Below are 23,393 nucleotides of genomic sequence, written 5' to 3' on the forward strand. Positions count from 1 at the left end.
ATCCTCTCTCCCCAACCAGCCGGATCAACCGGCCTCGCCTGAGGAGAGAGACGCCATGAAGCTCGGCACTGCGATTGCGGAAATCATGCGGCGCGAGGGGATCGAGATCCTTTGCGGCTATCCGGTCAATCACCTGATCGAGCATGCGGCCAAGGCCGAGATCCGTCCCGTCATGGTGCGGCAGGAGCGCGTCGGCATCCACATGGCTGACGCAATCTCGCGGGTGACCTCGGGACGCAGCATCGGCGCGTTCTGCATGCAGCACGGACCCGGCGCCGAGAATGCGATGGGCGGCGTCGCCCAGTGCTTCGGCGAATCCGTGCCCGTGCTGGTGCTGCCGATGGGCTATCAGCGCCGGCTCGCGCATATCGAGCCGAACTTCAATTCCAGCGAGGCGATGAAGCCGTTCGCGAAATCCACCGAGCCGATCATCCTGGCCGCGGAGGTCGTCAACATCTTCCGCCGGGCCTTCACCAAGCTGAAGAACGGCCGCGGCGGGCCCGTGATCGTCGAGATCCCCTCCGACATGTGGAATGAGGAGGTGCCGGAGCCGCTGAACTACACGCCGGTTCTGCGCACCCGCTACGGCGCCGATCCCGTGCATGTGAAAGAGGCAGCAAGCCTGCTCGTGAGTGCGAAGCGGCCGGTCATCTATGCGGGCCAGGGCGTGCATTACGCGCAGGCCTGGCCGCAGCTGAAACGCCTCGCCGAGCGTCTCGCTATCCCCGTCACCACCAGCCTCGGGGGCAAATCGGCGTTTCCGGAAACGCATCCGCTCTCGCTCGGCTCCGGCGGGCTCGCGGTGCCGCGCGCAGTCCCGAAATTCCTCGCCGAGGCCGACGTCATCTTCGGCATCGGCTGCTCCTTCACCGAGACAAATTTCGGCATCGCGATGCCCAAGGGCAAGACCATCATCCATTCGACGCTCGATCCGAACCATCTCAACAAGGATGTCGAAGCCGGCATCGGCCTCGTCGGCGATGCCGGCCTCGTGCTCGATGCGTTGCTGGAGGAGATCGGCACGACCGTCACCAGGGATCGCGACGCCTCGGCGGTCGCGGCCGAGATCGCGGCCTCGCACAAGGAGTGGCTGGCGAAATGGATGCCAAAACTCACCAGCAACGATGCACCCTTGAGCCCCTATCGCGTGCTGTGGGACTTGCAGCACACCGTCGACATCAAGAACACCATCATCACACACGATGCCGGCAGCCCACGCGACCAGCTCTCGCCGTTCTGGAAGGCGGTCGAGCCCCTCACCTATCTCGGCTGGGGCAAGACAACGCAACTCGGCTACGGCCTCGGGCTCGCAATGGGTGCCAAGCTGGCAAAGCCCGACAAGCTTTGCATCAATGTCTGGGGCGATGCGGCCATTGGTTTTACCGGCATGGATTTCGAGACCGCGGTGCGCGAGCGCATCCCGATCATGTCGATCCTGCTCAACAATTTCTCGATGGCGATCGAACTGAAGGTGATGCCGATCTCGACCGAAAAATATCGCTCGACCGACATTTCGGGCGACTATGCCGCGATGGCGCGCGCCTTCGGCGGCTATGGCGAGCGGGTCACGCGGCCCGAGGACATCATCCCCGCAATCAGGCGCGGCATCCAGAAGACCGAGGAAGGCGTGCCGGTGCTCTTGGAGTTCATCACCAGCAAGGAGACCGAGGTATCGCGGCCGGGCACGTGAGCGGGCAGCTCTCGGCGGCAAGGCTTGCTGTCGCTGGCGCTGGCTCCCGCCGCAGAAGGTGTGATAATCCGGCCCGGTGCCGCGCCCCGTCGCGGCATTTAGCCGGATTGCGAATGACCGACCCCTCCCACGATGCCGCCGACGAACTCGCAGCCGAGAACGCGCGGCTACGCAGCGCACTCGCGATTGCGCGCGATCGTGAGAATGCCAGCGCGGAGATCCTGCGCACCATCGCGGCCTCACCATCGGATGCCCGGCCGGTCTTCGCGGCGATCGCGTCCAGCTCGAAGCGCCTGCTCGGCGGCTTCTCCGCCACCGTGCTGCAGTTCATCGGCGACGAATTGCATCTCGTGGCCTACACGCCGACCAGTCCTGAAGCTGACGAGGGGCTCAAGGGATCGTTCCCGCGCAAGATCGCGGACTTTCCGACCTTCGCCCTGGTTCGCAATGGCGAGACGATCCAGTTTCCCGACAGCGAGGCCGACGATGTCCCGGAGCTGAACAGGAATCTTGCGCGGCTGCGCGGCTTCCGCAGCGTGCTGTTCATGCCGCTGATGAACCGGGGCACGCCGGTCGGCATGATCAGCGTCACGCGCGCCGAGCCGGGCGCATTCGCAACCGATCTTGTGCAGCTGCTCCAGACCTTTGCCGACCAGGCCGTGATCGCGATCGAGAATGCGCGGCTGTTCAACGAGACGCGCGAGGCGCTGGAGCGCCAGACCGCCACGGCCGACATCCTGAAGGTGATGGCCGCCTCGCCGTCGGACGTGCAGCCGGTGTTCGACGCGATCGCCGCCAATGCCAACCGGCTGATCGGCGGCTTCTCCACCGCGGTGCTGCGCTACAACGACGGCGCCGCGCATCTTGCGGCCTTCACGCCGACCGATCCGGCCGGTGATCGCGTGCTCCAGGCCTCGTTCCCCGTCCCCTTCGCGCAGTTCCCGCCCTACCGGCTCGTGGCCAACGGAGCCGCGGCGCAATTGCCCGACACCGAGCTTGAGCCCGCCGCGCGCGACATCGCGCGCGCCCGCGGCTATCGCAGCATGCTGTTCGCGCCCCTGATGAGCGAGGGCGAAGCCATCGGCATCATCATCGCCACGCGCCGCGCGACCGGCGCGTTCGCCGAACATCATGTGCGGCTGCTGCAGACCTTCGCCGACCAGGCGGTGATTGCGATCAAGAATGTCAGCCTGTTCAACGCCACAAGGGAAGCGCTGGAGCGGCAGACTGCGACCGCCGACATCCTGAAGGTGATCGCGGCTTCGCCGGCCGATGTCACCCCGGTGTTCCAGGCGATCTCCGACAGTGCCAAGGCGCTGATCGGCGGGCATTCCTCCACTGTCACCCGCGTCATCGACGGCATGCTGCATCTGGCCGCCTTCACCACCGACAATGAAGCCGGCAATGCGGACCTGCTCAGCTCCTTCCCGGCGCCGCTGTCCTCGTCGGGCATTCACAGCCGGGTGGCGACGAGCGGAGAATATGCCTTCCGCAGCGACATGCAGAACGAGCCTGATCTGACCGACGCCATGAAGGAGCTGGCGCGGACCCGCGGCTATCGCAGCATTCTCGTGGTGCCGATGCTGCGCGACGGCGTCGCGATCGGCACCATCGCGGTGACGCGGCCGGTGGCCGGTCAGTTCCCGGACAAGGCGATCAACCTGCTCAAGACCTTCGCCGATCAGGCCGTGATCGCCATAGAGAACACGCGCCTGTTCAACGAGGTGCAGGACCGCACGCGTGAGCTCGCCAGATCGCTCGATGATCTCAGGGCCGCGCAGGACCGACTGATCCAGACCGAGAAGCTGGCCTCGCTCGGCCAGCTCACCGCCGGCATTGCGCATGAGATCAAGAACCCGCTCAACTTCGTCAACAATTTTGCCTCGCTCTCCGCCGAGCTGACGAGCGAGTTGAACGAGGTGCTGGCGCCCGTCCCGCTCGCGGGCGACGTCCGCAGCGAGGTCGCCGAGCTGACGGGACTTCTGAAGGACAATCTGGACAAGGTCGTGCAACACGGCAGGCGCGCCGATTCAATCGTCAAGAACATGCTGCTGCATTCGCGCGAGGGCGGCGGCGAGCACCGCTTGAGCGACATCAACGCGCTGGTCGAGGAGAGCCTCAATCTTGCCTACCACGGCGCCCGCGCCGAAACACCGCAGTTCGACGTGACGCTGAAGCACGAGCTCGATCCCGCGGCCGGCCAAGCCGAAGTGTTTCCGCAGGAGATCACGCGGGTACTGCTGAACCTGATCTCGAACGGATTTTACGCGGTGACCAGGCGCAAGGCGGAGGACGGCGGCGCGGGGTACGAGCCGATGGTGACCGCCACGACGCGCGATCGCGGCGACAGCATCGAGATCCGAATCCGCGACAACGGCACCGGCATTCCGGACGAGGTGAAGGAGAAGATGTTCAATCCCTTCTTCACCACCAAGCCGGCCGGCGAAGGCACCGGCCTCGGGCTGTCGATGAGCCATGATATCGTGGTCAAGCAGCACGGCGGCACGATCGACGTCGCGACCGAACCGGGCAAGTTCACGGAGTTCACGATTCTGCTGCCGCGGAAGAGCGGCTTCCCGGACAAGGACGGACGGTAGCTTCGTTCACAAGGTGCTCTCATGTATCTGACCCGGCTCATTCGGCGACAATCGCTCTCGCTGTCCGGCGTCGGCCTCATGCTGGGCGCGCTGTTCTTCGCGGCCGCTCTGACGCCGACGCTGGTGCCGCGAAGCTATCTCACGCAAGGCGCCCTTGCCGGCGCCTGCTTTGCGATCGGTTACCTCGCCGGCAACCTTTGGCGCTGGCTGTGGCATTATCTCGAGCTGCCCGAGCCCTCGACGCGCCTGCGCTCGCGTGCCAATGCGCTGGTCGCGGCCGGCTGCCTGATCGTCGTCGTCATCTATCTGTGGCGCGCCGCCGAATGGCAGAACTCGATCCGCACTGTGATGAAGATGGCGCCGGTCGAAACCGCGCATCCCTTCAAGGTCTGCGCCATCGCCATCGTCACGTTCGCCGCATTGCTGCTGCTGGGGCGGCTGTTCGCGCTTGTGTCGCGATTCCTCATCTGGCACGCGAAGCGCATCATTCCACGCAAGATCGCGAACGTCATTGGCATCGCGGCTGCCGGCCTGCTGTTCTGGTCGATCGCCAGTAACGTCCTGATCAGCACGGCATTTCGTGCACTTGATTCGTCCTTCCGTGAACTCGACGCCCTGCACGAGCCAGAACGGCCGCAGCCGACCGCGCCGGATCGCACGGGAAGTCCGGCGTCGCTGGTGAAATGGACGGAGCTCGGGCGTACGGGCCGCCGGTTCATTGCCTCGGGTCCGACCGCAGCGGACATCAGCGCCATCACGGGCCGGGCCGCACATGACCCCGTGCGCGTCTATGTGGGCCTCGCCGGCGGAGGCACGGCGCAGGCGCGTGCAAGGCTTGCGCTGGACGAGCTCAAGCGCCAGCACGGCTTTGAACGCAAGATCCTGATCGTGATCACGCCGACCGGCACCGGCTGGATCGATCCGTCCGCGATGGATACGGTCGAATATCTCCACCACGGCGATGTCGCGAGCGTCGCGATGCAATATTCCTATCTCAACAGCCCGCTGTCGCTGCTGTTTCAGCCCGAATACGGCGCAGAGGCCGCGCGCGCCCTGTTCGCGGAAATCTACGGCTACTGGACAAGCTTGCCGAAGGACAAGCGGCCGAAGCTGTATCTTCACGGGCTCAGCCTCGGCGCCATGAACTCGGAAAAATCCGCGGAGCTGTTCGAGACGATCGGTGATCCCATTGCCGGCGCGCTATGGAGCGGGCCACCATTCGAGAGCCGCATCTGGCGCTCGGTCACCGCGAACCGCAACGCTGGCTCGCCGGCGTGGCTTCCGGAATTCCGCGACAGCCGCTTCGTGCGCTTCATGAACCAGAACGGGCCGACGGTGCCGCCAGATACGCCCTGGGGCCCGATGCGCGTCGTCTACCTGCAATATGCCAGCGACGCGATCACGTTCTTCGCCTATCGCGATGCCTTTCAGGCCCCGGCCTGGATGAGCGCGCCGCGCGGACCGGATGTCTCACCGGAGCTGCGCTGGTATCCGATCGTGACGATGCTGCAGCTCGCCCTCGACATGGCGGTCGCGACCCATACCCCGATGGGCTTTGGCCATGTCTACGCGCCCGAGCATTACGTCGATGCCTGGGTCGCGGTCACCGATATCAGTGATTGGTCTGCCGATGCACTGGCGCGGCTGAAAAGCCATCTTGCAGCGAGAGAGCGCGGCAGGAGGCCGCTGACCCTGCCGGCGAAGATCCCTACGCCGATCGCGGCGGCTAACTCTACTCCGCCATCTCCACCTGCGGCGTGACGGAGGGGCCGGCCAGCGGCCGCTCCTCCATCATGATCAGGCAGAGTGCGGCGCCGGTCATCAGCGCGGTGGCGGCGCCGAAGACGTAGCGGAATGCGTGCCGCATGTCCTCGGTGGGGATCGCTGGGATGCTGCCCGCGACATGATGTTCGCCGGCGAGCGGAATGTCGGCGCCGAGCGCGATCAGCAGGATCGCCGCGAAGGCCGCGACCGTGAACGAGGACATCAGCGAGCGGAAGAAGTTCAGCGCGCCGGTGATGGTCCCGACTTGCGGACGCGGGACCGAATTCTGCAGCGAGACCACGCAGACCGGGAACGTCGTGCCGAGGCCGAGCGCGAACGCGGCCATTAGCGTCAGCAGCCCCCAGAGCGGTAAGGTGGTGAACGTGAGGCCGAGGCCGCACAGCGCGGCCCAGGACGTGCCGACGATGGCGACGCGCTTGTAGTGCTTGGCACGCGCCATGGTGCGGCCGGCGATCGCCGCACCGCAGGTCGAGACCGCCGCGAGCGGAATCAGCGCAAGCCCCGCCTCGCTGGCGCTGAGATGGTAGACCGACTCGTAATAGAGCGGGAGCTGCACGGTGAGGCCCGTGATCGCACCGAGCGCGCAGCCGCCGGCGGTCAGGCCGAACGGCGCGACCTTTCCGCCGAGCATCGGCAGCGGCAGGAACGGCTCGTCCGCGCGCCGGGCGTGCCAGACGAAGGTGACGGCGAGCGCGACGGCACCGCCCACCATCGCGAGCACGGTCGGCGACAGCCAGGGATAGCGCGTGCCGCCCCAGGTCAGCACCAGCATGAAGACCACGGCGGAGGCCATCAGCAGCACGCCGCCGAGCCAATCGACCTTGCGCTTGCGGTGGAACACTGGGATCTTCTTCATCTTCGGCAGCAGCAGCGCGAGTGCGGCGGCCGTGAGCGGCAGGTTGATCCAGAAGATCATCGACCAGTGCAGGTGCTCGGCAAACACGCCGCCGATGACCGGGCCCAAAATGCCGCCGACCATCCAGACGCTGGAGAAATAGGCCTGGTACTGGCCGCGCTCGCGCGGGCTCACGACGTCGGAGATCACGGTCTGCACGACAGGCATGATGCCACCGCCGCCGAGCCCCTGGAGGCCGCGCGCGAGGATCAGCATCGGCATGTTGGGCGCGATTGCGCACAGGATCGAGCCAGTCACGAACAGGCTCAGCGAGGTGATGATCATGGCCTTGCGGCCGTAGATGTCGCTGAGCGTGCCGAACACCGGCGCGACCGCGGTCGAGGCGAGCAGATAGGCCGTGATCACCCAGGACAGGTTCGAGACGTCCTGGAACTGGCGTCCGATGGTCGGCAGCGCGGTCGCGACGATGGTCTGGTCGAGGGCTGCCAGGAACATCGTCAGCATCAGGCTGATGACGATGGTGCGGACCTCGTCGGAGCTCAGCGGCGCCGGCGGCGCGATGGACGGTGCGTCATCGACGCTGATGACCTCGCTCGGAAGGTGGGACAGCTCTTCGGCGATGTCGTCGGGCAACGCCTGGATGTCGGCAGAACTGCTCTGCCGGTCGAACTTGTTCATCTCGATCGGACGCATGGGGCGGCGCAACGCCGCGCAGGATTCGTTCTATGCAGCCCAATGTAGACAGCAAAGTTCTTCCCAGGCAGGCACCGCGGCGCATGGGTGCATCCCACCCCCGGGTCATCCCGAACACGTGATCGGCGGCGCGCGGCCGCTCAGTCCTTCGGGCGTCGCTTCAGGCGTGCCCGCTTCGGCAGCACGGCCGGCCATTGCACGATGTGGTCCTCGAGCTCCTCGTCCGGGACCTCCTCCTCGCTGCCCTCGACCCGGCCGCGCACGGAGACGCCGGCTTCATGAACGGTGTTGGGATCGCCTGACACCAGCGGGTGCCACCAATAAAGGTCGCGTCCCTCGGCGACGAGCTTGTAGCCGCAGCTCGGCGGCAGCCAGTTCAGGGTGCGGACATTGGCCGGGGTCAGGCGGACGCAGTCGGGAACCTTGTCGGAACGATTCGGGTAGTCCTTGCAGGCGCAGGTCGTCCCATCGAGCAGCTTGCAGCCGATATGGGTGAAATAGATCTGGCCGGTGTCCTCGTCCTCCAGCTTGTTCAGGCAGCAGCGGCCGCAGCCGTCGCACAGGCTTTCCCATTCCTCCCCAGACATCTGTTCCAACGTCTTGGTTTTCCAGAAGAATCCTTCCTGTCCGGAAGGTCGTTTGGGAGCTGCGGTCATGCGCCTCAACAAGATTCGAAAGAGCTACGGCTAACGCCATCTAGGGCGGGCGGACGTGAGGGTGCAAGCAGACGCCCTTCGAGGCCCGTAATGAACCGGGGTCAATTAGGCCTGTTGTTCAAAATCGCGAGCCTGACCATTGGTTTATGGGTCCTGCTCGGCTAGAAGGAACAGCAAGTCCCCAGAGGACGCGAACCGGGCGCCTTGGGTTTGCCGCAACATTCCCTCAAGACGTCTCGATGCCGCCCCCGGCCGGGTGCTTGAACGCTTTCGAACCAAGCCTCAAGGGTTCTAGGTGCGCCAGATCATACCACCGCATTGGAAGCAGAAGGTCCGGAATTTCTTCCTGGACCTCGATGCGCGCATCGACTCCTCCCTGTTCTCCTCGGCCAAGGGCATCCGCGAGCTCTACGAGCGCTACTCGACCTTCATGGACCGCTTCTATGTCGGGCGGTGGAAGCGCTGGGTGTTCATTGAGCCGCTGTCGGAGGGCGCAACGCTCGGGCTCGGCGGCCTCGTCGTGATGCTCACGCTCGCCATCCCCGCCTTCCGCGAGACCGCGGACGAGGACTGGCTGAAGAAGTCTGATCTGGCGGTGAGCTTCCTCGACCGCTACGGCAACCCGATCGGCAGCCGCGGCATCAAGCACAACGACTCCATCCCGCTGGAAGACTTTCCGGACGTCCTGATCAAGGCGACGCTGGCGACCGAAGACCGCCGCTTCTACGAGCATTTCGGCATCGACATCGCCGGCACCGCGCGCGCGCTCGTCACCAACGCGCAAGCCGGCGGCGTCCGCCAGGGCGGCTCCTCGATCACCCAGCAGCTCGCTAAGAACCTGTTCCTGAGCAACGAGCGCACCATCGAGCGCAAGGTCAACGAGGCCTTCCTCGCGATCTGGCTGGAATGGCGCCTGACCAAGAACGAGATCCTCAAGCTCTATCTCGACCGCGCCTATATGGGCGGCGGCACTTTTGGCGTCGACGGCGCGGCGCACTTCTACTTCAACAAGTCGGCGCGCGACGTGACGCTTTCGGAGGCGGCGATGCTCGCCGGCCTGTTCAAGGCGCCGACGAAGTACGCACCCCACATCAACCTGCCCGCCGCCCGCGCGCGAGCCAACGTCGTGCTCGACAACCTCGTCGATGCCGGCTTCATGACCGAGGGCCAGGTGTTCGGCGCCCGCCGCAACCCGGCCTTCGCCGTCGACCGCCGCGACGAGGCTTCGCCGAACTACTACCTCGACTACGCCTTCGACGAGATGCGCAAGCTGGTCGATACCTTCCCGAAATCCTACGTCGAGCGCGTCTTCGTGGTACGCCTCGCCATCGACGCCAACGTGCAGAAGGCGGCCGAAGACGCCATCGAGAACCAGCTGCGCCAGTTCGGCCGCGATTATCACGCAACGCAGGCGGCGACCGTCGTCGCCGACCTCGACGGCGGCATCCGCGCCATGGTCGGCGGGCGCGACTACGGCGCCAGCCAGTTCAACCGCGCCACCGACGCCTATCGCCAGCCCGGCTCGTCGTTCAAGCCTTACGTCTACACCACCGCCCTCCTCAACGGCTTCACGCCGAACTCGGTCGTGGTCGACGGCCCGGTCTGCATCGGCAATTGGTGCCCGCAGAACTATGGCCATTCCTATTCCGGATCGGTGACGCTGACGCAGGCGATCACACGCTCGATCAACGTCGTGCCGGTGAAGCTGTCGATCGCGATCGGCCAGAAGGAGCAGCCAAAGGCGCCGAACCCGGCCAAGATCGGCCGCGCCAAGATCGTCGAGGTCGCGCGCCGCTTCGGCCTCAAGGCGCCGCTGCCCGACACGCCGTCGCTGCCGATCGGCTCGGACGAAGTCACCGTGCTCGAGCATGCCGTCGCCTACGCGACCTTCCCGAACCGCGGCAAGTCGGTGACGCCGCATTCGGTGCTGGAGGTGCGCACCGGCGCCGGCGATCTGGTCTGGCGCTGGGACCGTGACGGTCCGAAGCCGAAGCAGGCCATTCCGCCGAACATCGCCGCAGACATGGCGGGCATGATGAGCCACGTCGTCAGCGAAGGCACCGCGCGCCGCGCAGCCCTCGACGGCATTCCGACCGCGGGCAAGACCGGCACGACCAATGCGTATCGCGACGCCTGGTTCGTCGGCTACACCGGCAATTTCACCTGCGCGGTCTGGTACGGCAATGACGACTACTCGCCGACCAACCGCATGACCGGCGGCTCGCTGCCGGCGCAGACCTGGCACGACATCATGGTCGCCGCGCATCAGGGCGTCGAGGTCCGGGAGATCCCCGGCATCGGCATGGGCCAGAAGCTGCCGCCTCAGCCGAAGGACGCGAACGCGCAGGCCAGCGCGGCGCCGAAGGTGCTGGAGACCAAGCCCGGTCCGCCGCCCGTGCTGACCAAGCGCGGCGCCGATATTCTGGTGCGCGTCGAGAAGCTGCTCGATGACGCGGCGAAGACCGCGAACAAATCGGCGGCCGACGACAGCAAGCCGGCCAAGCCGTCCGCAGCATCGAGCGCACTCGCCTTCCCGCAGAATTACGCGGAAGAGAATGCGAACACATCCGCCCCGCGCAAGAACTGATCGAAACCCGTGCGGCTGATCCTGATCACATTGACGGCCCTTCTGCTCGCGACCGTGGTCGGCGTCGGCGCCACCTGGATGACGACGACGCGCGGCACCGAGATCGGCGCGCTCACCATCGGCGCCTGGACCGCGCGCCCGCGCACCGGCACCGCCGACGTCGATCCCTATTCGCGCGCCACCATCGTGCGCAACGGCGAGCTACCGATCGGCACCGGCGACGGCGTCGCCTTCACCGCGACCACTGATGACAAGAAGAAGGCGCTCGACGGCCGCTGCGACGTCGTCGTGTCAGGCGTGACGCCGCCGGCGCGGTTCTGGACGCTGACGCTGTACGACCGCAAGGGTCATCTCGTCGCCAACTCGCTTGCCCGCTACGGCTTCACCAGCCAGGAGATCGTGCGGTCGTCCGACGGCACGTTCGAGATCCGCATCGCCTCGCGCTCGCGCGCCGGCAACTGGCTGCCGACCGGCGGCATCGAGCGCTACGCGCTGATGCTGCGCCTCTACGACACACCTGTCGGGGTCGCGACGCGCACCCAGCGCGATGCGCCGATGCCCACGATCTCGACGGTGGGCTGCTCATGATCCGCCTCGCCTTCACCATCGTTGCCGGCGTGGTGCTGGGCCTCGTGGTCCATCTCGTCAGCGTGCTGGCGCTGCCGCGGATCGCGACGCAGGACGCCTATTCGCGGCTGACGCCGATGACCAAGCTCAACGGCGTGACGCAACTGCCGCTCGCCGATCCGCAGACCTCGCCGATGCCGTTCATGGACCCGGCCTTTGCGCTGGCGATCTGCCGCTACGACCTCTCGGGCGGTCCGATCAAGCTGACCGTGCCGGTGAGCCAGGCCTACACCTCGGTGTCGTTCTACACCCGCAACGAGATCGCCTATTACGCCATCAACGACCGCTCGGCGGGCCGCAAGGTGATCGAGCTCGACCTGATGACGGAAGCGCAGCACAACGAGCTGCCGGAGGACGAAGAGGTCACCGCGGCCGACCGCCTGATCATCGACTCCCCCAGCACCACCGGCCTGATCGTGATGAAGGCGCTGGCCCCCGAGCCCGGCCTGATGCCGCAGGCGCAAGCGACGCTTCAAGCTGCGACCTGCGGCCCGCAGACCGAGCCGCCGGCGAAGGCCGAGGCCCCGCGCGGACGGCGCTGAGCGGGCCGTTTCGGCGGTGCCAAACAAAAAGTTGCGAAAACAACCCCATGCACAGTAGCGGGGGTATTGAAATCACTAGACTATCTCTCTTCGGTCGGGTGCACCCATTTGTAAGCCGTGATGCTTTGCGTGGTCGTCAGCTTGATCATGTGGTCAGGCGGCGCGGAGCGTCCCGTCGACGTGACCGACACTTGAGAGACGCTTCCAGTTTCCAGATCGGCGTAGCCTTGGAACAAGTCGCTTGCCCATGCCGTTTCCTCAACTGAGAGGAAACCCAGATGAAAACAGCAACGCTTACTTTAGCGATCTTACTGGCCTGCTCGACCGGCTATGCCTCGGCCCACAGCGCCAAACGCCATCACCACCACGGCTGGTTCAATTCAATGAACATGATGCACGGCCCCGGCCGGACCGCGGCCAGGTCCGACCCGAATGGGACGGCCGGCGGACCGACGAGCGTCAGTGGCACCGGCCCGTCAAAGTTCGGGGGACAGATCCCCGGAGCCAGCGGCGCGGCCCGACAATAGTTCTGCGAATTGCAGTCTCAAGATACGCTCGGGCTTGTCCCGGGCATATGCCGGACGTTTGAACGTCACCGTTCACCGATCCGCGAACCATCAGGCATGTGGCCCTATTGGCAACCTACGAGCACGTTTGACCCGTCGGGCAAAACAGGGGCATACTGGCATCATCGAGAGTTCGTCACACCCGCGCGGAGCCGTCCGTCGCGGGTGTTTTCGTTTAGGAGCGATGCGTTCACGATCGTTGCTTCTTCGCATGAGGCAACCTTGCCCACAGCAGCGCCAGCGGCCCCACCGCGATCCCTGCCGCAAGAACGACGAACGCCAGCAGCCAGCCGCTTGCGCTCTGCGGGCCGCCGGCGATGTCGAGCGCGGCGCCTGTGCCCCACGCACCCATCGCCGAGAGGCCGAAGCCGACCGTCGAATGCAAGGCAAGGGTCGCGCCGCGATGCTCGGATGCCGCCGCGGCCGACATGCCGGCGGTCAGTGCGCCTGAATCGGCCGGCACGGTTAGGCCGTAGAGAAGCAGCAGCAGTGCGAGCAGCCAGGCCGGAGCGCTCGCGTTGAGCCCGATCGCCAGCGCCACGCAGGCCGATGCGATCATCACAAACGTGATCGCGCGGTGGCGGCCGAATTTCAGCGCGGCCTCGTTGCCAAGGATGCTGGCGGGCATCGAGATCACCGCGAAGCAGAAGCTCAGCACGACGGGGCTCAGCCACGACGGCGCGCCTTGATGCGCGACGACGAAGGTCCAGAACCCCACGAGCCAGGTGCGGATGCCGTAGAGCTCGAAGCAATGCGCGCCATAGCCGAGGATGTAGCCGAGCGCCTCGCGGTTGCCGAAGACGGGCGCGAAGTTCAGCAGCCGCCCGGCCTTCGGCGCTGGCTGCCGCGCATCGATCAGGAGACACGCGACCACCATTGCGATCGGGCCGCAGCCGGTGACAAGGAAAGCGGACCGCCATCCCCAACGGTCGGCAATCAGTTGCGCGACGAGGAACGAGAGGCCGACACCGACCGAGAAGCTCGAGGTGTACAGCGTGACCGCCCGCGAGGTGTCGCCCGGGGGAAGCCGGTCGGTCAGCGCCTTCAGGCCCGGCATGTAGGCGCCGGCAAATCCAAGCCCCGCAAGCGACCAGATCGCGGTCCCCGACCAAAACCCTTGCGCGAAGATGCCGAAAGCAGCAGTGGCGAGCCCGCTGACGATCGAGCCCCAGAGCAGGACGAGGCGCGCATCGATGCGGTCGGTCAAGGTCGTCAGCACGGGCACGGCGAGCATGTAGCCGAACGCGTAGCCGCTCGCCATCAAACCGCCTTCGGCGGCCGAGAGACCCCACGCCGGCATCAGATGCTGCGCCAGGTTTGCGGACAGCGTCACATGCGGCAGCAGATTGCCGACCTGGCCGATGCACATCACCGCAATCAGGGACCGACCGCTCAGCCTAGGAATTTTGTTCTCCCACCTTGAGGGGCGTCGATGTTGCCTGCTCGTTGCGTAACAGCAAGAGCGCAAAGAAGGCCGAGAGCGAAACGAGCGCGCTGATCCACAGCGCGCTGCTGCCGATGTGCTCTACCATCAGCCCCAGCGCGAGCGGCGCGGCGGCACCCGTCACCCTGGAAGGCAACGAGATCATGCCGACGCGCCTGCCGAAACCGGCCGGCCCGGTCGAGCCCAGGTAGGCCCGCGTAGCACCCTGCCCCGTTCGCTCCAGACCTGACGTCGTTCGTCTTAGTGGATGATCTGGCCGAGGAAATCCCTCGCCCGGTCCGTCCTCGGCGCGCGGAAGAAGGTCTCGGGATCAGCCTCCTCGACGATCGCGCCGCGATCCATGAACACCACCCGGTCCGCGATCTCGCGGGCAAAGCCCATCTCGTGCGTGACGCAGACCATGGTCATGCCGTCCCGCGCGAGCTCCACCATGGTGTCGAGCACTTCCTTGACCATCTCAGGGTCGAGCGCAGAGGTCGGCTCGTCGAACAGCATGATCTTCGGCTGCATGCACAGCGCCCGTGCGATGGCGACGCGCTGCTGCTGGCCGCCGGAGAGCTGCCCCGGATACTTGTTTGCCTGGTCGTGGATGCGCACCTTGCGGAGCAGACCGATCGCCCGCTCATGCGCCTCGGCGCGCGACAGGCCTCGCACCTTCATCGGTGCCAGCATGCAATTCTCGACGACCGAGAGGTGTGGAAACAGGTTGAAGCTCTGGAACACCATGCCGACCTCGCGGCGGACGCCGTTGATGTCGTCCATCCGGCCGGTCAGCTCGACGCCATCGACGACGATCCGCCCCGCATCGTGCTTCTCGATGTGGTTGATGCAGCGGATCAGCGTCGACTTGCCGGAGCCCGAGGGACCGCACAGCACGATCTTCTCGCCGGCCGCGACGGTGAGGTTGACGTCATTCAGGGCCGTGAAATGGCCGAACCGCTTCACCAGGTTCTCCACGGTGACGATCGACGCAGGCGCTCCCGTGTTGTTCCCCGCAGCAAGCTGAAGCATCTTTCCTCTCCAAAGAACAGGATGAACCGCTAGCGGCCTGCAATCGCATATCGCCTGCGCAGGGACGCCACGCATTGCGATGCCGCCGAGCTGATTGCGAGGTAGACCACCGCGATGACCAGATACATCTCGACCAGACGGCCATTGAGCTGCGCGAGCTTCGAGGCTGCGCCGAGCAGATCGGTGAGCGACAGGACGTAGACCAGCGAGGTGTCCTGGAACAGGATGATGGTCTGGCTCAGGATGATGGGGCTCGCGACGCGGAGCACCTGCGGCAGGATCACGGAGCGATAGGTGTCGAAGGTGGACAGTGCCAGCGCCTGACACGCCTCGAACTGTCCCTTGTTCACCGCCCGCAATCCGACGCGGATGATCTCCGAATAGTAGGCGGCCTCGAACAGGCCGAAGGTGATGAACGCCGTCCAGGTCGCGCCGATCGGAACCGGCCGCCCGTTGCCGCCGAGATGGCCAAGCACGATCGGCACCAGGAAGAAGAACCAGAACAGAACCAGGATCAGCGGGATCGAGCGCATCAGGGCGACATAGCCACGCACGAGCTTGCCGAGCACGGGCACCTCGAAATGCTGCACCAGCGCCAGGCAGGTGCCGAGGATCAGGCCGACCACGAAAGCAACGGCGGTCAGCGCCAGCGAAAACAGCAGGCCCGACCAGAGGTATGGCCACGCCTGAAGCACAACGGAGAAATCGAGGCTGCTCATTTCACGACCTCCATCGCGTCGGGCAACGAGCCGACCTGTTGGGCGGCGTGCGTCGCGGCGGGCTTGGCCGCGTCCTCCGCACGTCCCGTGCCCGGAATGCGCACGGCCCTGTCGATCAGGGCCATCCCCTGATAGGCGATGAGCGCCAGCGCGAGGTAGACAAGCGTTGCGGCGCCGAAAGCGGTGAAAGTCTGGAACGTCGCTTCGCTGATCTGGCGGGCCTGCGCCGTCAGCTCCATCAGCCCGATGGTGAGCGCGACCGAGGTGTTCTTGTAGATGCCCATGACCTCGCTGGTCAGGCTCGGGATGATCAGGCGCAGCGCCTGCGGCACGATGACATGGCGATAGGTCAGATAGCCGCTGAGCCCGAGCGCGCTTGCCGCCTCGACCTGCCCTTTCGGCAGGGCCTCGATCCCGGCACGAACCTGTTCGGCGATCCGGGCAGCGGTGTAGAGACCGAGGCACACCAGTGCCGGAAAGAACGATCCCCACGGCGGCGGAATCTGCTTGATGGCGTTTCCGAGCGAGATGGGAAGAATCTCCGGCAGGACGAAATACCAGAGAAACATCTGCACCAGTACCGGGATGTTGCGGAAGATCTCCACATAGAGGCGCGCAAGCGCCGCGACGGCGCGGTTCTGCACGGTGCGGCCGATGCCGACGATGACCCCGACCGCAAAAGCAATCCACCAGCCGAAGAATGCCAGCGCCAGGGTCCAGCCGAGGCCCGACACAAGCCAGTCGATATAGCGCTGGCCATCCGCCGTCTGTTCAAGAAGCACTGCAAACATGGCGAACCTCAGGGCTCGGTTTGCGGGACACTCTCCGCCTTGCCGCTACTAGTCGACCGCGTCGCTGGGATGCGCGATCCGTTCCGTCAGTTCGACCGTCAGCGGGAACGCCAAGTTCTCATTCTTGGGCGGAATTGGCCTCGTGAACCATTTGGCGTAGGTCTTCTCGAACTGGCCCGACGCCATCTGCTTCGACAGCACGTCATCGACGAGCGCCTTGAAGCCGGTATCGCCCTTCGTGAACATCAGGCCATAATAGATCTTGGCGTAGCCCTCGGGGAGAAATATCAGCGCGTCCGGGTTCGGAGCTGCGGCCTTGAGGCCGGCGAGCAGAATATCGTCTTCCATGAAGGCGGCCGCGCGGCCGGTGTTCAGCATCAGGAAGGATTCGGCGTGGTCCTTGGCCTGGACGATGTTGAAGCCGAGCTGCTCCTTCGCATTCACGCCCTGCGCGAAGCCGACGGCATTGGAGCCCTGGGTGACGACGACGGTCTTGCCCTTGAGATCGCCGGCCGTCTTCAGGCCGCTGTCCGCCTTGACCAGCCAGCGCGGCTGACTGACGAAGGTGGCGACCGAGAACGAGACCTGCTCCTGCCGCTTCCTGTCGTTCGCCGTGCCGCCGCACTCGATATCGACGGTGCCGCTCTGGATCAGCGGAATGCGGTTGGACGAGTTCACCGGAACGTAATTGACCTTGAGACTGGGCAGGCCGGTCTCCGCCTTGATGCGTTCGACGATGGCCGCGCACAAATCGAGCGAGAAGCCGATCGGCTTCTGGTCGGGACCGAGATAGGAGAACGGTATCGAGGCCTCGCGGTGGCCGATGGTGATGGCGCCGTTCGATTTGATCCTGGCGAGTGTGGGACTGTCGGCGGCAGCCGCGGGTCCACTGATGACGCCGAGCACCGCGAGGCTGGACAGAATGCTCAAGACACGCGCAGACTTCGTCATGTACATCTCCCCTGATGAGCGGCCTATGCGGCCCTCGATGATGGCTTCACGCCGCGCCGCTGGATGATCTCGATCAGGCGGTCGACATCGGCAATCGTGTTGAACATCCCGAACGAGACGCGAATGCCGTCCCGCTCCGGCGACACGCGGATCCCGTTCTCCTCGAAATGGCCGAGCCATTCGGCGGCGGGCAGCGCGATGACGTAGATGTGCGGCGCGCGATGCTGCCGCGCGCGAGGGCCGACCAGACGAACGTCCAGCACGTCGAGCCGGGCGATGAGATGGTCGCCGAGATCGAAGCAGTGGTTCTGGATGTTCTCAACGCCCAGCGCCTCGATCATGTCGAGCGAGGCACCGAGCGCATGGATCGCCGGAAGATTGAAATTGCCGAGCTCGAAGCGGCGCGCGCTCGGGGCAGGCTCGAGCCTGTCGGGCTGCGCGATGAGATCGGCCGGAACTTCCGCAAGGCTCGCGGCTGCAAGATAAGCAGGCTCGAGCTCGGCCCTCGACTTGTCCCAATAGAGCAGGCCCAGCCCTTGCGGCACCAGCAGCCCCTTGTGACTGCCCGAACCGATGAAGGTCGCACGCATCGCTTTCGCGTCGATCGGCACGACGCCGATCGCCTGCATCACGTCGACGACGAAATAGAGTCCCTTCTCCGCGCAGAGGGCGCCGATGCTTTCGACGTCGAAACGGTGGCCGGCATGGAATGTCACCTGTGACATCGAGATCGCCCGCGTATTCGCGTCGATGTAGGGACGAAGGCTGTCGGCCGTCACGATCTCCGTCATCGGCACGAACTCGACCGTGACGCCCTTGCGCCGCAGGTTGAGGAATGCGTAGGCGTTGTTCGGATGATCGCCGTGGATCATCAGCACCTTGTCGCCGGCGCGCAGCGGCAGCGCGTTCGCGGCGATGTTCATGCTTTCCGAGGTGTTCTTGGTGAAGGCGATCTCGTCGGCCGATGCACCGAGAAACCGCGCCAGCTTCTCGCGGGTCTGCTCGACGCGATCGAGCCAGACTTTCTTGGGGCCGGCGGTCTCGAGACCTTCGCTCAGGAAACGATCGATCGCTGCCTTGACGGGACGCGCAAGCGGCGTCTGGAAGCCGGAGTCGAGATAAGTGATCCGCTCGGCAGCCGGAAACTCCTTCCGCACGGCTTCAACGTCGTAATGGCCTGACATCCCGATCTCCTGAGTCCGCGGCGGTTCGCACTGCACAAATCCTGTTCACCGCCCCGCAACGCCAACGATATGGGCAAAGCCATAAACGCGCCTAGAGTAATTTTCATATTTCAGTAGTTTTCATTCCGAAAAATGATAATTATTTGAAATCCTTGAATGGAGGGAGGGCGAATGCAGCAGCCGAGTACCGACGGGCCAATGGACCGTGCCTTCGCGGTCATTGGCTATGTTGCGAGCCAGACCAGAGCAGCCTCGGTCGCGGAGATCGCCGGCGCGCTGTCGCTGCCGCTGCCGACCGCGCACCGGCTGATCGGAAATCTTGAGCAGCGCGGGCTGCTTCAGAAAGCCGTGGGAACGAAGCGCTACGTGGTCGGCAACCAACTGGTCACGCTGTCGGCCAAGGTGATCGGCGCAGCTTTCCGGACCGCGCGCCGGCATGCGGTGCTCCGGGCCGTTGCGGCTGAAATCGGCGAGCAATGCGAGATCGGCGTGGTGCGGGACAATGTCGTTGCCTACGTCGACAGCGTCCGCGTATCGCAACCGCAGGGGCTCCAGTTCAATCCGGGAGAAGCGGCGCCGCTCCACTGCACGTCGACCGGCAAGATCTACATGAGCCGCCTGCCGGAGCGGGCGCGAGAAAAACTGTGCCGCGCACTCGCACTCACCAAATACACCGAGACGACCATCGTCGATGTCGAGAGCCTGATGAAGGTGCTCGACGAGACGCGCAGGCGCGGCTGGGCCAAGACCAATGAAGAATATGTGCGGGGCGTGGTCGGCTGCGCCGTTCCGATCCTCTCGCCGGATCGCGAGCTGATCGCGTGCCTGGGTGTGTCCGTTCCCGTGGCACGCGTGAGCTTCACCGAGCTGGACCGGTTCATAGCGCCGCTACAGAAGGCCGCGGCGCTGCTGTCGGAGACGATCCTCGGTGATGACGAGGACGCCGCAGGCGACGCATCCTGATCGGTAACGCCCGGTCCAGTCCGGCTTCGTTCTCGATCAGCTCTTCGTGCTCGCGGTCTTGTCGAGCGCGGCCCGCAAGCCATTGGCGAGCTTGATCGCGTCGTCGTTGGCCCAGAAATGCATGAAGAAGAGACGCGGCTGTTCGTCCAGCATGTGACTGTGCAGCGCGGTCACGGCGATGCCGTGCGACCGCAGCGCCTTGATCACCGGGTTCACCTCGTCGCCGGTCAGCACGAAGTCGCCGGTGATGGCCGCCTTGCCCGCGCCGGTCGGCTGGAAGTTGATGGCGGTCGCAACGCCCATCGGTCCGACCGGGCTCAGCTGCATGCCCTGCTCGGTGACTGGATCGCGGCGCGGCACGTTGAACTGGTAGACGCCGCCATTGGCCTGTCCCTTGACGCCGATGATCTGGTCGAGCTGCGCAGTGTCGAGATCGACGGCCGGCGGCGGGGCCGTGGGAGCCGGCACCGAGAGCGGCGTCTTGCTTTCGGCGAGCGCCTCCTTGAGGGCGGTTGCGATCCTCACGGGATCGCCGTGACCGGCCACGTGCATGTAGAACGTCGCGGGGCTCGCGCCGAGCAGATGATTGTGCACGGCCGTGATCTCCAGCCCGTTCGCGATCATCTTCAGCATGACCGGGTTGATCTCGGACTCGAGCAGCACCAGATCGCCCATCGCCATGACGCCGCCATGGGCGGGCTTGAACGCAACCCAGCCGCCGAGCGCCAGCGCCGGCTTGATGGTCACGCCATCGAGCGTCACCGTGAGGTCGGTGCGCGGAAAGCCGTAGCGATGCACGTCGCCGGTCACGGCCGGCTTGCGGCCCAGAGCATCATCAACCTTCTGCCAGTCGACATCCTGCGCGCGGGCAGTCGCGATGAAACAGGCGCCGATAACCATCAGCGCCGAGATTGTCTTGCGCATTGATCTGCTCCCATTGGCTTGAACTCGGGCTCGAATTCGGTTTCCGGAGCCGCCTGCGGCTCAGTTCCGCTCCTTGATCTGGCCGCTGCTGTCGACAACGAGCCGCACCGGCTTGCCGTTCTTGATCGCCATGGCGGTCGTTCCCTCTGCGGTCGATTTGATGTCGCTGACCTCGGTGTAGCCAGCCGCCTTGATCCTGGCGACGAGCTCGTCCTGGGTCAGCGCGCGTACGGCAGACGCGCCGCCAATCAGCGCTGGAATGAGGAGAGCGTGAAGGATTGTCCGTGTGCGCATGGTCGTTCTCCTGTGTCCCCGCCCCAGGTGAAGCCCGTTTCGCAAGGTTACGCATCGACAAGGCCGGCGCGCCGCGCCGGAACGATGAGCCGAAATGATGTGTCGGATGATATCGGGGTGTCAGATGACATGCGGCGTCCTTGGTGAAGATCAGGACGCGATTCTTGAGCATGTCGCCTCACGGGGAGATCGCACATCCCCGACACGCCGAGTAGAAGCCGGGGTGGCAGAGCTGTCAACTCACCGCTCCCCAAGGGTTCTCACAAAGAATTTTACGCCTCGTTTGGAACCACGCCGACCACTCTTGAAACCTGAAGGCCATCTCACGTAAGCTGGCTTCACGGGGACAATGCAGACTCCCCTTGAGACTCCGGTCCAAGCTCTGCGCAGCACGCAAATTCGTGGAGCTTGCGCATGGACACCGAACGTCACTCCTCTCCCCGCCAGACCCTAGCAATCCTCTCACGCGGCGACGCGGCCGCGCGTCGCGAGGCCACGGCCCAGAACAGCCGCTTCGTCCGCGTCTTCGAAGCGCTCGCCGCCGTCGGCATCGAAGCCGCGCCGGTGATCTACGACGAAAGCGTCGCGGGCGCCGTCCGCGATCAATTGCTCGCAGTTGACGGCGTGCTGGTGTGGGTCGATCCGATCCACCAGGGCAAGACGCGCGCCGAGCTCGACGCCCTGCTGCGCGACGTCGCAGCGCAAGGGCCATGGGTGAGCGCGCATCCCGAAATCATCCTCAAGATGGGCGTCAAGGAGGTGCTCTACCGGACGCGTCATCTCGGCTGGGGCGCGGACACGCATCGCTACGACACCGCGGCAAGCTTCCGCAGCCAGTTTCCGCCGCGCCTTCGGACCGAAGGTCCGCGCGTGCTGAAGCAGAACCGCGGCAATGGCGGCCAGGGCGTCTGGAAGGTGGAGGCGCTGCCCGACACGGACGGCATGGTTCGCGTGCTCCATGCGCAGCGCGGCAGTCTCCCTGAGGACATGCCGCTCGATGCCCTGTTCGCGCGGTGCGAGCCTTATTTCGGCTGGGGCGGCTGCATCATCGACCAGGCGTTTCAGCCGCGCCTGCCCGACGGCATGATCCGCTGCTACATGAGCGGCGCCAGAGTCGCAGGCTTCGGGCATCAGAAGATCAAGGCCCTGATCCCGCCGCCGCCGGAGGGACCGGACTCGCCTGAAGCGCAGCCGGGTCCGCGGATCATGCATGGTCCCGACGCGCCGCAATTCCAGGCGCTGCGGCGAGCAATGGAGGACGAATGGACGCCGCAGATGATGGCGACACTCGGAATCGATGAGCTGTCATTGCCGGTCATCTGGGACGCGGACTTTTTGTACGGGCCGAAAGATGCGGCCGGGGCCGACACCTACGTGCTGTGCGAGATCAACGCGAGCTCGTGCTTTGCGATCCCCGAGGAGGCACCGGCGGCGATCGCGCGGACGGTGAAGCAGCGCATGCTCCGGACTGCAGGCGTGCATTCCGGCACATAGCGAGCGGGATAGCGGGCAAGCTCCCTCACCTCAGATCTTCGGGAGCTTCGCCCGCTCCACCACGCCAGTCCATTTGACGATCTCGGTCTCGATCAGTGCCTTCATCTCCGCGGGCGTGCTGCCGCGGACCTCACCGCCGACGGCCGTCTCCAGGCGCTGCTTGATCTCGGGATCCTTGAGCACCTCGAGCGTCGCCGCATTGAGCGCGGCGACGATCGCGGGCGGCGTGCCCTTCGGCGCCAGGAGGCCGGCCCAGGTGCGCACGTCGTAGCCCTTGATGCCGGCTTCCTGAACCGTGGGGACCTCGGGCAACAAGGCGGTGCGCGTCGGCGAGGTCACCGCGAGGCCGCGGATCGCGCCACTCTGGATCTGCGGCGCCAGCAGGACCGGCGTGCCGACGATGACCGGAACCTCGCCGCCGAGCAGCGCGGTGATGGATTGCGAATCGCCGCGATACGGCACGTGCACGATCTCGACGCCGGCCGCCGCGTTCAGCAGTTCTCCCGCAAGATGATGCGTAGAGCCGAAGCCGACCGATCCGAAGCTAAGCGCGCCGGGCTTCTCCTTCGCGATCGCGATGAGGTCGCCGAGTGATTTTGCGGGATGATCGTTGCGCACGGCAATGACGAGCGCGTAGTACACCAGCGTCGAGATCATGTCGAAACTCTCGGCCGGCTGATAGGCGAGGCTCTTGTAGGTCGCCGCCGAAATCGCATGCGCGCCGGTGACGAGGCCGAGCGTGTAGCCGTCGGGCGCAGCCTTTGCGATCGCGTCCGCCGCGATGTTGCCGCCGGCGCCGGGCTTGGCCTCGACGATGATCGGCTGCCCGAGCTTCTTCGAGAGCCCGTCGGCGATGATGCGCGACAGCGTGTCGGCCGCACCGCCCGCGGCAAATCCGTGCAGCAGCCGGATCGGGCGCGACGGATAAGTGTCCGCCGCCGCAAGAGTGGTTGCGAGACAATTGCCCAGCAGAAAAATGGCCGCAGCAAGCCGCTTCATCCAGAGCATGGATGCTTCTC

General features: G+C 65.4%; 19 protein-coding genes and 1 pseudogene. 8 read left to right on the top strand and 12 right to left on the bottom strand.

All coding sequences use genetic code 11. From position 1 onward, the window contains the following. Window positions 1-46 precede the first annotated feature (46 nt). The 3 genes and pseudogenes from QA649_RS31255 to QA649_RS31265 form a co-directional block, all read left to right on the top strand. Window positions 47-1,690: pseudogene (locus tag QA649_RS31255) on the top strand (thiamine pyrophosphate-requiring protein); the annotation flags it as partial. A 113-nt stretch (window positions 1,691-1,803) separates the two neighbouring features. Then, the gene (locus QA649_RS31260) at window positions 1,804-4,287 is read left to right on the top strand and encodes a GAF domain-containing protein (protein WP_283020572.1); all 2,484 of its coding nucleotides are present in this window, start codon (window positions 1,804-1,806) and stop codon (window positions 4,285-4,287) included. A gap of 21 nt (window positions 4,288-4,308) precedes the next feature. After that, window positions 4,309-6,048, top strand: coding sequence for an alpha/beta-hydrolase family protein (locus tag QA649_RS31265; RefSeq protein WP_283020573.1), 1,740 nt, complete (start codon window positions 4,309-4,311; stop codon window positions 6,046-6,048). Here QA649_RS31265 and QA649_RS31270 read toward each other — a convergent pair. Together QA649_RS31270 and QA649_RS31275 are read right to left on the bottom strand one after the other, a co-directional pair. Beyond that, window positions 6,020-7,606, bottom strand: coding sequence for an MDR family MFS transporter (locus QA649_RS31270; RefSeq protein ID WP_283026146.1), 1,587 nt, complete (start codon window positions 7,604-7,606; stop codon window positions 6,020-6,022). The genes QA649_RS31265 and QA649_RS31270 overlap by 29 nt on opposite strands. Before the next feature lie 155 nt (window positions 7,607-7,761). Then, window positions 7,762-8,277: a YcgN family cysteine cluster protein gene (locus QA649_RS31275; RefSeq protein ID WP_283020574.1), complete on the bottom strand. Its 516-nt coding sequence runs from the start codon at window positions 8,275-8,277 to the stop codon at window positions 7,762-7,764. 295 nt (window positions 8,278-8,572) lie between these two features. Between QA649_RS31275 and QA649_RS31280 the strand changes: the two genes are divergently transcribed. Genes QA649_RS31280 through QA649_RS31290 form a run of 3 tightly spaced genes read left to right on the top strand, consistent with a single transcriptional unit; the run spans window position 8,573 to window position 12,033 of the window. Next, on the top strand, window positions 8,573-10,864 hold the full coding sequence (locus QA649_RS31280; protein ID WP_283020575.1) for a PBP1A family penicillin-binding protein: 2,292 nt from the start codon (window positions 8,573-8,575) through the stop codon (window positions 10,862-10,864). 9 nt (window positions 10,865-10,873) lie between these two features. Continuing rightward, window positions 10,874-11,452, top strand: a complete 579-nt coding sequence (locus QA649_RS31285) for a DUF1214 domain-containing protein (RefSeq protein ID WP_260385022.1) — start codon at window positions 10,874-10,876, stop codon at window positions 11,450-11,452. Then, window positions 11,449-12,033, top strand: a complete 585-nt coding sequence (locus QA649_RS31290; RefSeq protein WP_283020576.1) for a DUF1254 domain-containing protein — start codon at window positions 11,449-11,451, stop codon at window positions 12,031-12,033. The genes QA649_RS31285 and QA649_RS31290 overlap by 4 nt, the downstream gene beginning before the upstream one ends. A 756-nt stretch (window positions 12,034-12,789) precedes the next feature. On the opposite strand, the gene QA649_RS31295 is transcribed toward QA649_RS31290, so the two are convergent. From QA649_RS31295 to QA649_RS31325, 7 genes are all read right to left on the bottom strand, one after another. Beyond that, window positions 12,790-13,968 carry an MFS transporter gene (locus QA649_RS31295; RefSeq protein ID WP_283020577.1) on the bottom strand — a complete coding sequence of 393 codons (1,179 nt, stop codon included), beginning with the start codon at window positions 13,966-13,968 and terminating at the stop codon, window positions 12,790-12,792. 28 nt (window positions 13,969-13,996) lie between these two features. Next, window positions 13,997-14,188 (bottom strand): hypothetical protein, encoded by a 192-nt coding sequence (locus QA649_RS31300; protein WP_283020578.1) that lies wholly within the window; start codon window positions 14,186-14,188, stop codon window positions 13,997-13,999. A 95-nt stretch (window positions 14,189-14,283) separates the two neighbouring features. After that, complete coding sequence (locus QA649_RS31305) at window positions 14,284-15,054, bottom strand: amino acid ABC transporter ATP-binding protein (protein ID WP_283020579.1); 771 nt, start codon at window positions 15,052-15,054, stop codon at window positions 14,284-14,286. Window positions 15,055-15,083: 29 nt separating this feature from the next. Beyond that, window positions 15,084-15,773 carry an amino acid ABC transporter permease gene (locus QA649_RS31310; protein WP_283020580.1) on the bottom strand — a complete coding sequence of 230 codons (690 nt, stop codon included), beginning with the start codon at window positions 15,771-15,773 and terminating at the stop codon, window positions 15,084-15,086. After that, on the bottom strand, window positions 15,770-16,564 hold the full coding sequence (locus tag QA649_RS31315) for an amino acid ABC transporter permease (protein ID WP_283020581.1): 795 nt from the start codon (window positions 16,562-16,564) through the stop codon (window positions 15,770-15,772). Before QA649_RS31315 ends, QA649_RS31310 begins: the two co-directional genes overlap by 4 nt. Before the next feature lie 48 nt (window positions 16,565-16,612). After that, on the bottom strand, window positions 16,613-17,515 hold the full coding sequence (locus QA649_RS31320; RefSeq protein ID WP_283020582.1) for an amino acid ABC transporter substrate-binding protein: 903 nt from the start codon (window positions 17,513-17,515) through the stop codon (window positions 16,613-16,615). A gap of 23 nt (window positions 17,516-17,538) precedes the next feature. Then, entirely contained in the window at window positions 17,539-18,699 is a 1,161-nt protein-coding gene (locus QA649_RS31325; protein ID WP_283020583.1) for an aminotransferase class V-fold PLP-dependent enzyme, read from the bottom strand. A gap of 171 nt (window positions 18,700-18,870) precedes the next feature. Here QA649_RS31325 and QA649_RS31330 point away from each other — a divergent pair, with 171 nt between their 5' ends. After that, window positions 18,871-19,662 carry an IclR family transcriptional regulator gene (locus QA649_RS31330; RefSeq protein ID WP_283020584.1) on the top strand — a complete coding sequence of 264 codons (792 nt, stop codon included), beginning with the start codon at window positions 18,871-18,873 and terminating at the stop codon, window positions 19,660-19,662. A 36-nt stretch (window positions 19,663-19,698) separates the two neighbouring features. Here QA649_RS31330 and QA649_RS31335 read toward each other — a convergent pair whose 3' ends face one another. Together QA649_RS31335 and QA649_RS31340 are read right to left on the bottom strand one after the other, a co-directional pair. Next, window positions 19,699-20,586 carry a DUF1259 domain-containing protein gene (locus tag QA649_RS31335; protein ID WP_283020585.1) on the bottom strand — a complete coding sequence of 296 codons (888 nt, stop codon included), beginning with the start codon at window positions 20,584-20,586 and terminating at the stop codon, window positions 19,699-19,701. Between the two features lie 60 nt (window positions 20,587-20,646). Next, a complete protein-coding gene (locus tag QA649_RS31340) occupies window positions 20,647-20,880 on the bottom strand; it encodes a hypothetical protein (RefSeq protein WP_283020586.1) in 234 nt (77 codons plus the stop codon). A 414-nt stretch (window positions 20,881-21,294) separates the two neighbouring features. On the opposite strand from QA649_RS31340, the gene QA649_RS31345 reads away from it, so the two are divergent. Beyond that, window positions 21,295-22,374, top strand: coding sequence for a Cj0069 family protein (locus QA649_RS31345; protein ID WP_283020587.1), 1,080 nt, complete (start codon window positions 21,295-21,297; stop codon window positions 22,372-22,374). 30 nt (window positions 22,375-22,404) lie between these two features. Here the strand turns inward: QA649_RS31345 and QA649_RS31350 are convergent, their stop codons facing one another. Beyond that, window positions 22,405-23,382: a tripartite tricarboxylate transporter substrate binding protein gene (locus QA649_RS31350; RefSeq protein ID WP_283020588.1), complete on the bottom strand. Its 978-nt coding sequence runs from the start codon at window positions 23,380-23,382 to the stop codon at window positions 22,405-22,407. Window positions 23,383-23,393 lie beyond the last annotated feature (11 nt).

The organism is Bradyrhizobium sp. CB1717 (assembly GCF_029714325.1).
GTDB lineage: Bacteria > Pseudomonadota > Alphaproteobacteria > Rhizobiales > Xanthobacteraceae > Bradyrhizobium.

Coding starts and splice junctions, on each gene's coding strand:
- QA649_RS31260 (WP_283020572.1), top strand. CDS start 1,804: ATGACCGACCCCTCCCACGATGCCGCCGACGAACTCGCAGCCGAGAAC.
- QA649_RS31265 (WP_283020573.1), top strand. CDS start 4,309: ATGTATCTGACCCGGCTCATTCGGCGACAATCGCTCTCGCTGTCCGGC.
- QA649_RS31270 (WP_283026146.1), bottom strand. CDS start 7,606: ATGAACAAGTTCGACCGGCAGAGCAGTTCTGCCGACATCCAGGCGTTG.
- QA649_RS31275 (WP_283020574.1), bottom strand. CDS start 8,277: ATGACCGCAGCTCCCAAACGACCTTCCGGACAGGAAGGATTCTTCTGG.
- QA649_RS31290 (WP_283020576.1), top strand. CDS start 11,449: ATGATCCGCCTCGCCTTCACCATCGTTGCCGGCGTGGTGCTGGGCCTC.
- QA649_RS31295 (WP_283020577.1), bottom strand. CDS start 13,968: ATGTGCATCGGCCAGGTCGGCAATCTGCTGCCGCATGTGACGCTGTCC.
- QA649_RS31300 (WP_283020578.1), bottom strand. CDS start 14,188: ATGATCTCGTTGCCTTCCAGGGTGACGGGTGCCGCCGCGCCGCTCGCG.
- QA649_RS31305 (WP_283020579.1), bottom strand. CDS start 15,054: ATGCTTCAGCTTGCTGCGGGGAACAACACGGGAGCGCCTGCGTCGATC.
- QA649_RS31310 (WP_283020580.1), bottom strand. CDS start 15,773: ATGAGCAGCCTCGATTTCTCCGTTGTGCTTCAGGCGTGGCCATACCTC.
- QA649_RS31315 (WP_283020581.1), bottom strand. CDS start 16,564: ATGTTTGCAGTGCTTCTTGAACAGACGGCGGATGGCCAGCGCTATATC.
- QA649_RS31320 (WP_283020582.1), bottom strand. CDS start 17,515: ATGACGAAGTCTGCGCGTGTCTTGAGCATTCTGTCCAGCCTCGCGGTG.
- QA649_RS31325 (WP_283020583.1), bottom strand. CDS start 18,699: ATGTCAGGCCATTACGACGTTGAAGCCGTGCGGAAGGAGTTTCCGGCT.
- QA649_RS31330 (WP_283020584.1), top strand. CDS start 18,871: ATGCAGCAGCCGAGTACCGACGGGCCAATGGACCGTGCCTTCGCGGTC.
- QA649_RS31335 (WP_283020585.1), bottom strand. CDS start 20,586: ATGCGCAAGACAATCTCGGCGCTGATGGTTATCGGCGCCTGTTTCATC.
- QA649_RS31340 (WP_283020586.1), bottom strand. CDS start 20,880: ATGCGCACACGGACAATCCTTCACGCTCTCCTCATTCCAGCGCTGATT.
- QA649_RS31345 (WP_283020587.1), top strand. CDS start 21,295: ATGGACACCGAACGTCACTCCTCTCCCCGCCAGACCCTAGCAATCCTC.
- QA649_RS31350 (WP_283020588.1), bottom strand. CDS start 23,382: ATGCTCTGGATGAAGCGGCTTGCTGCGGCCATTTTTCTGCTGGGCAAT.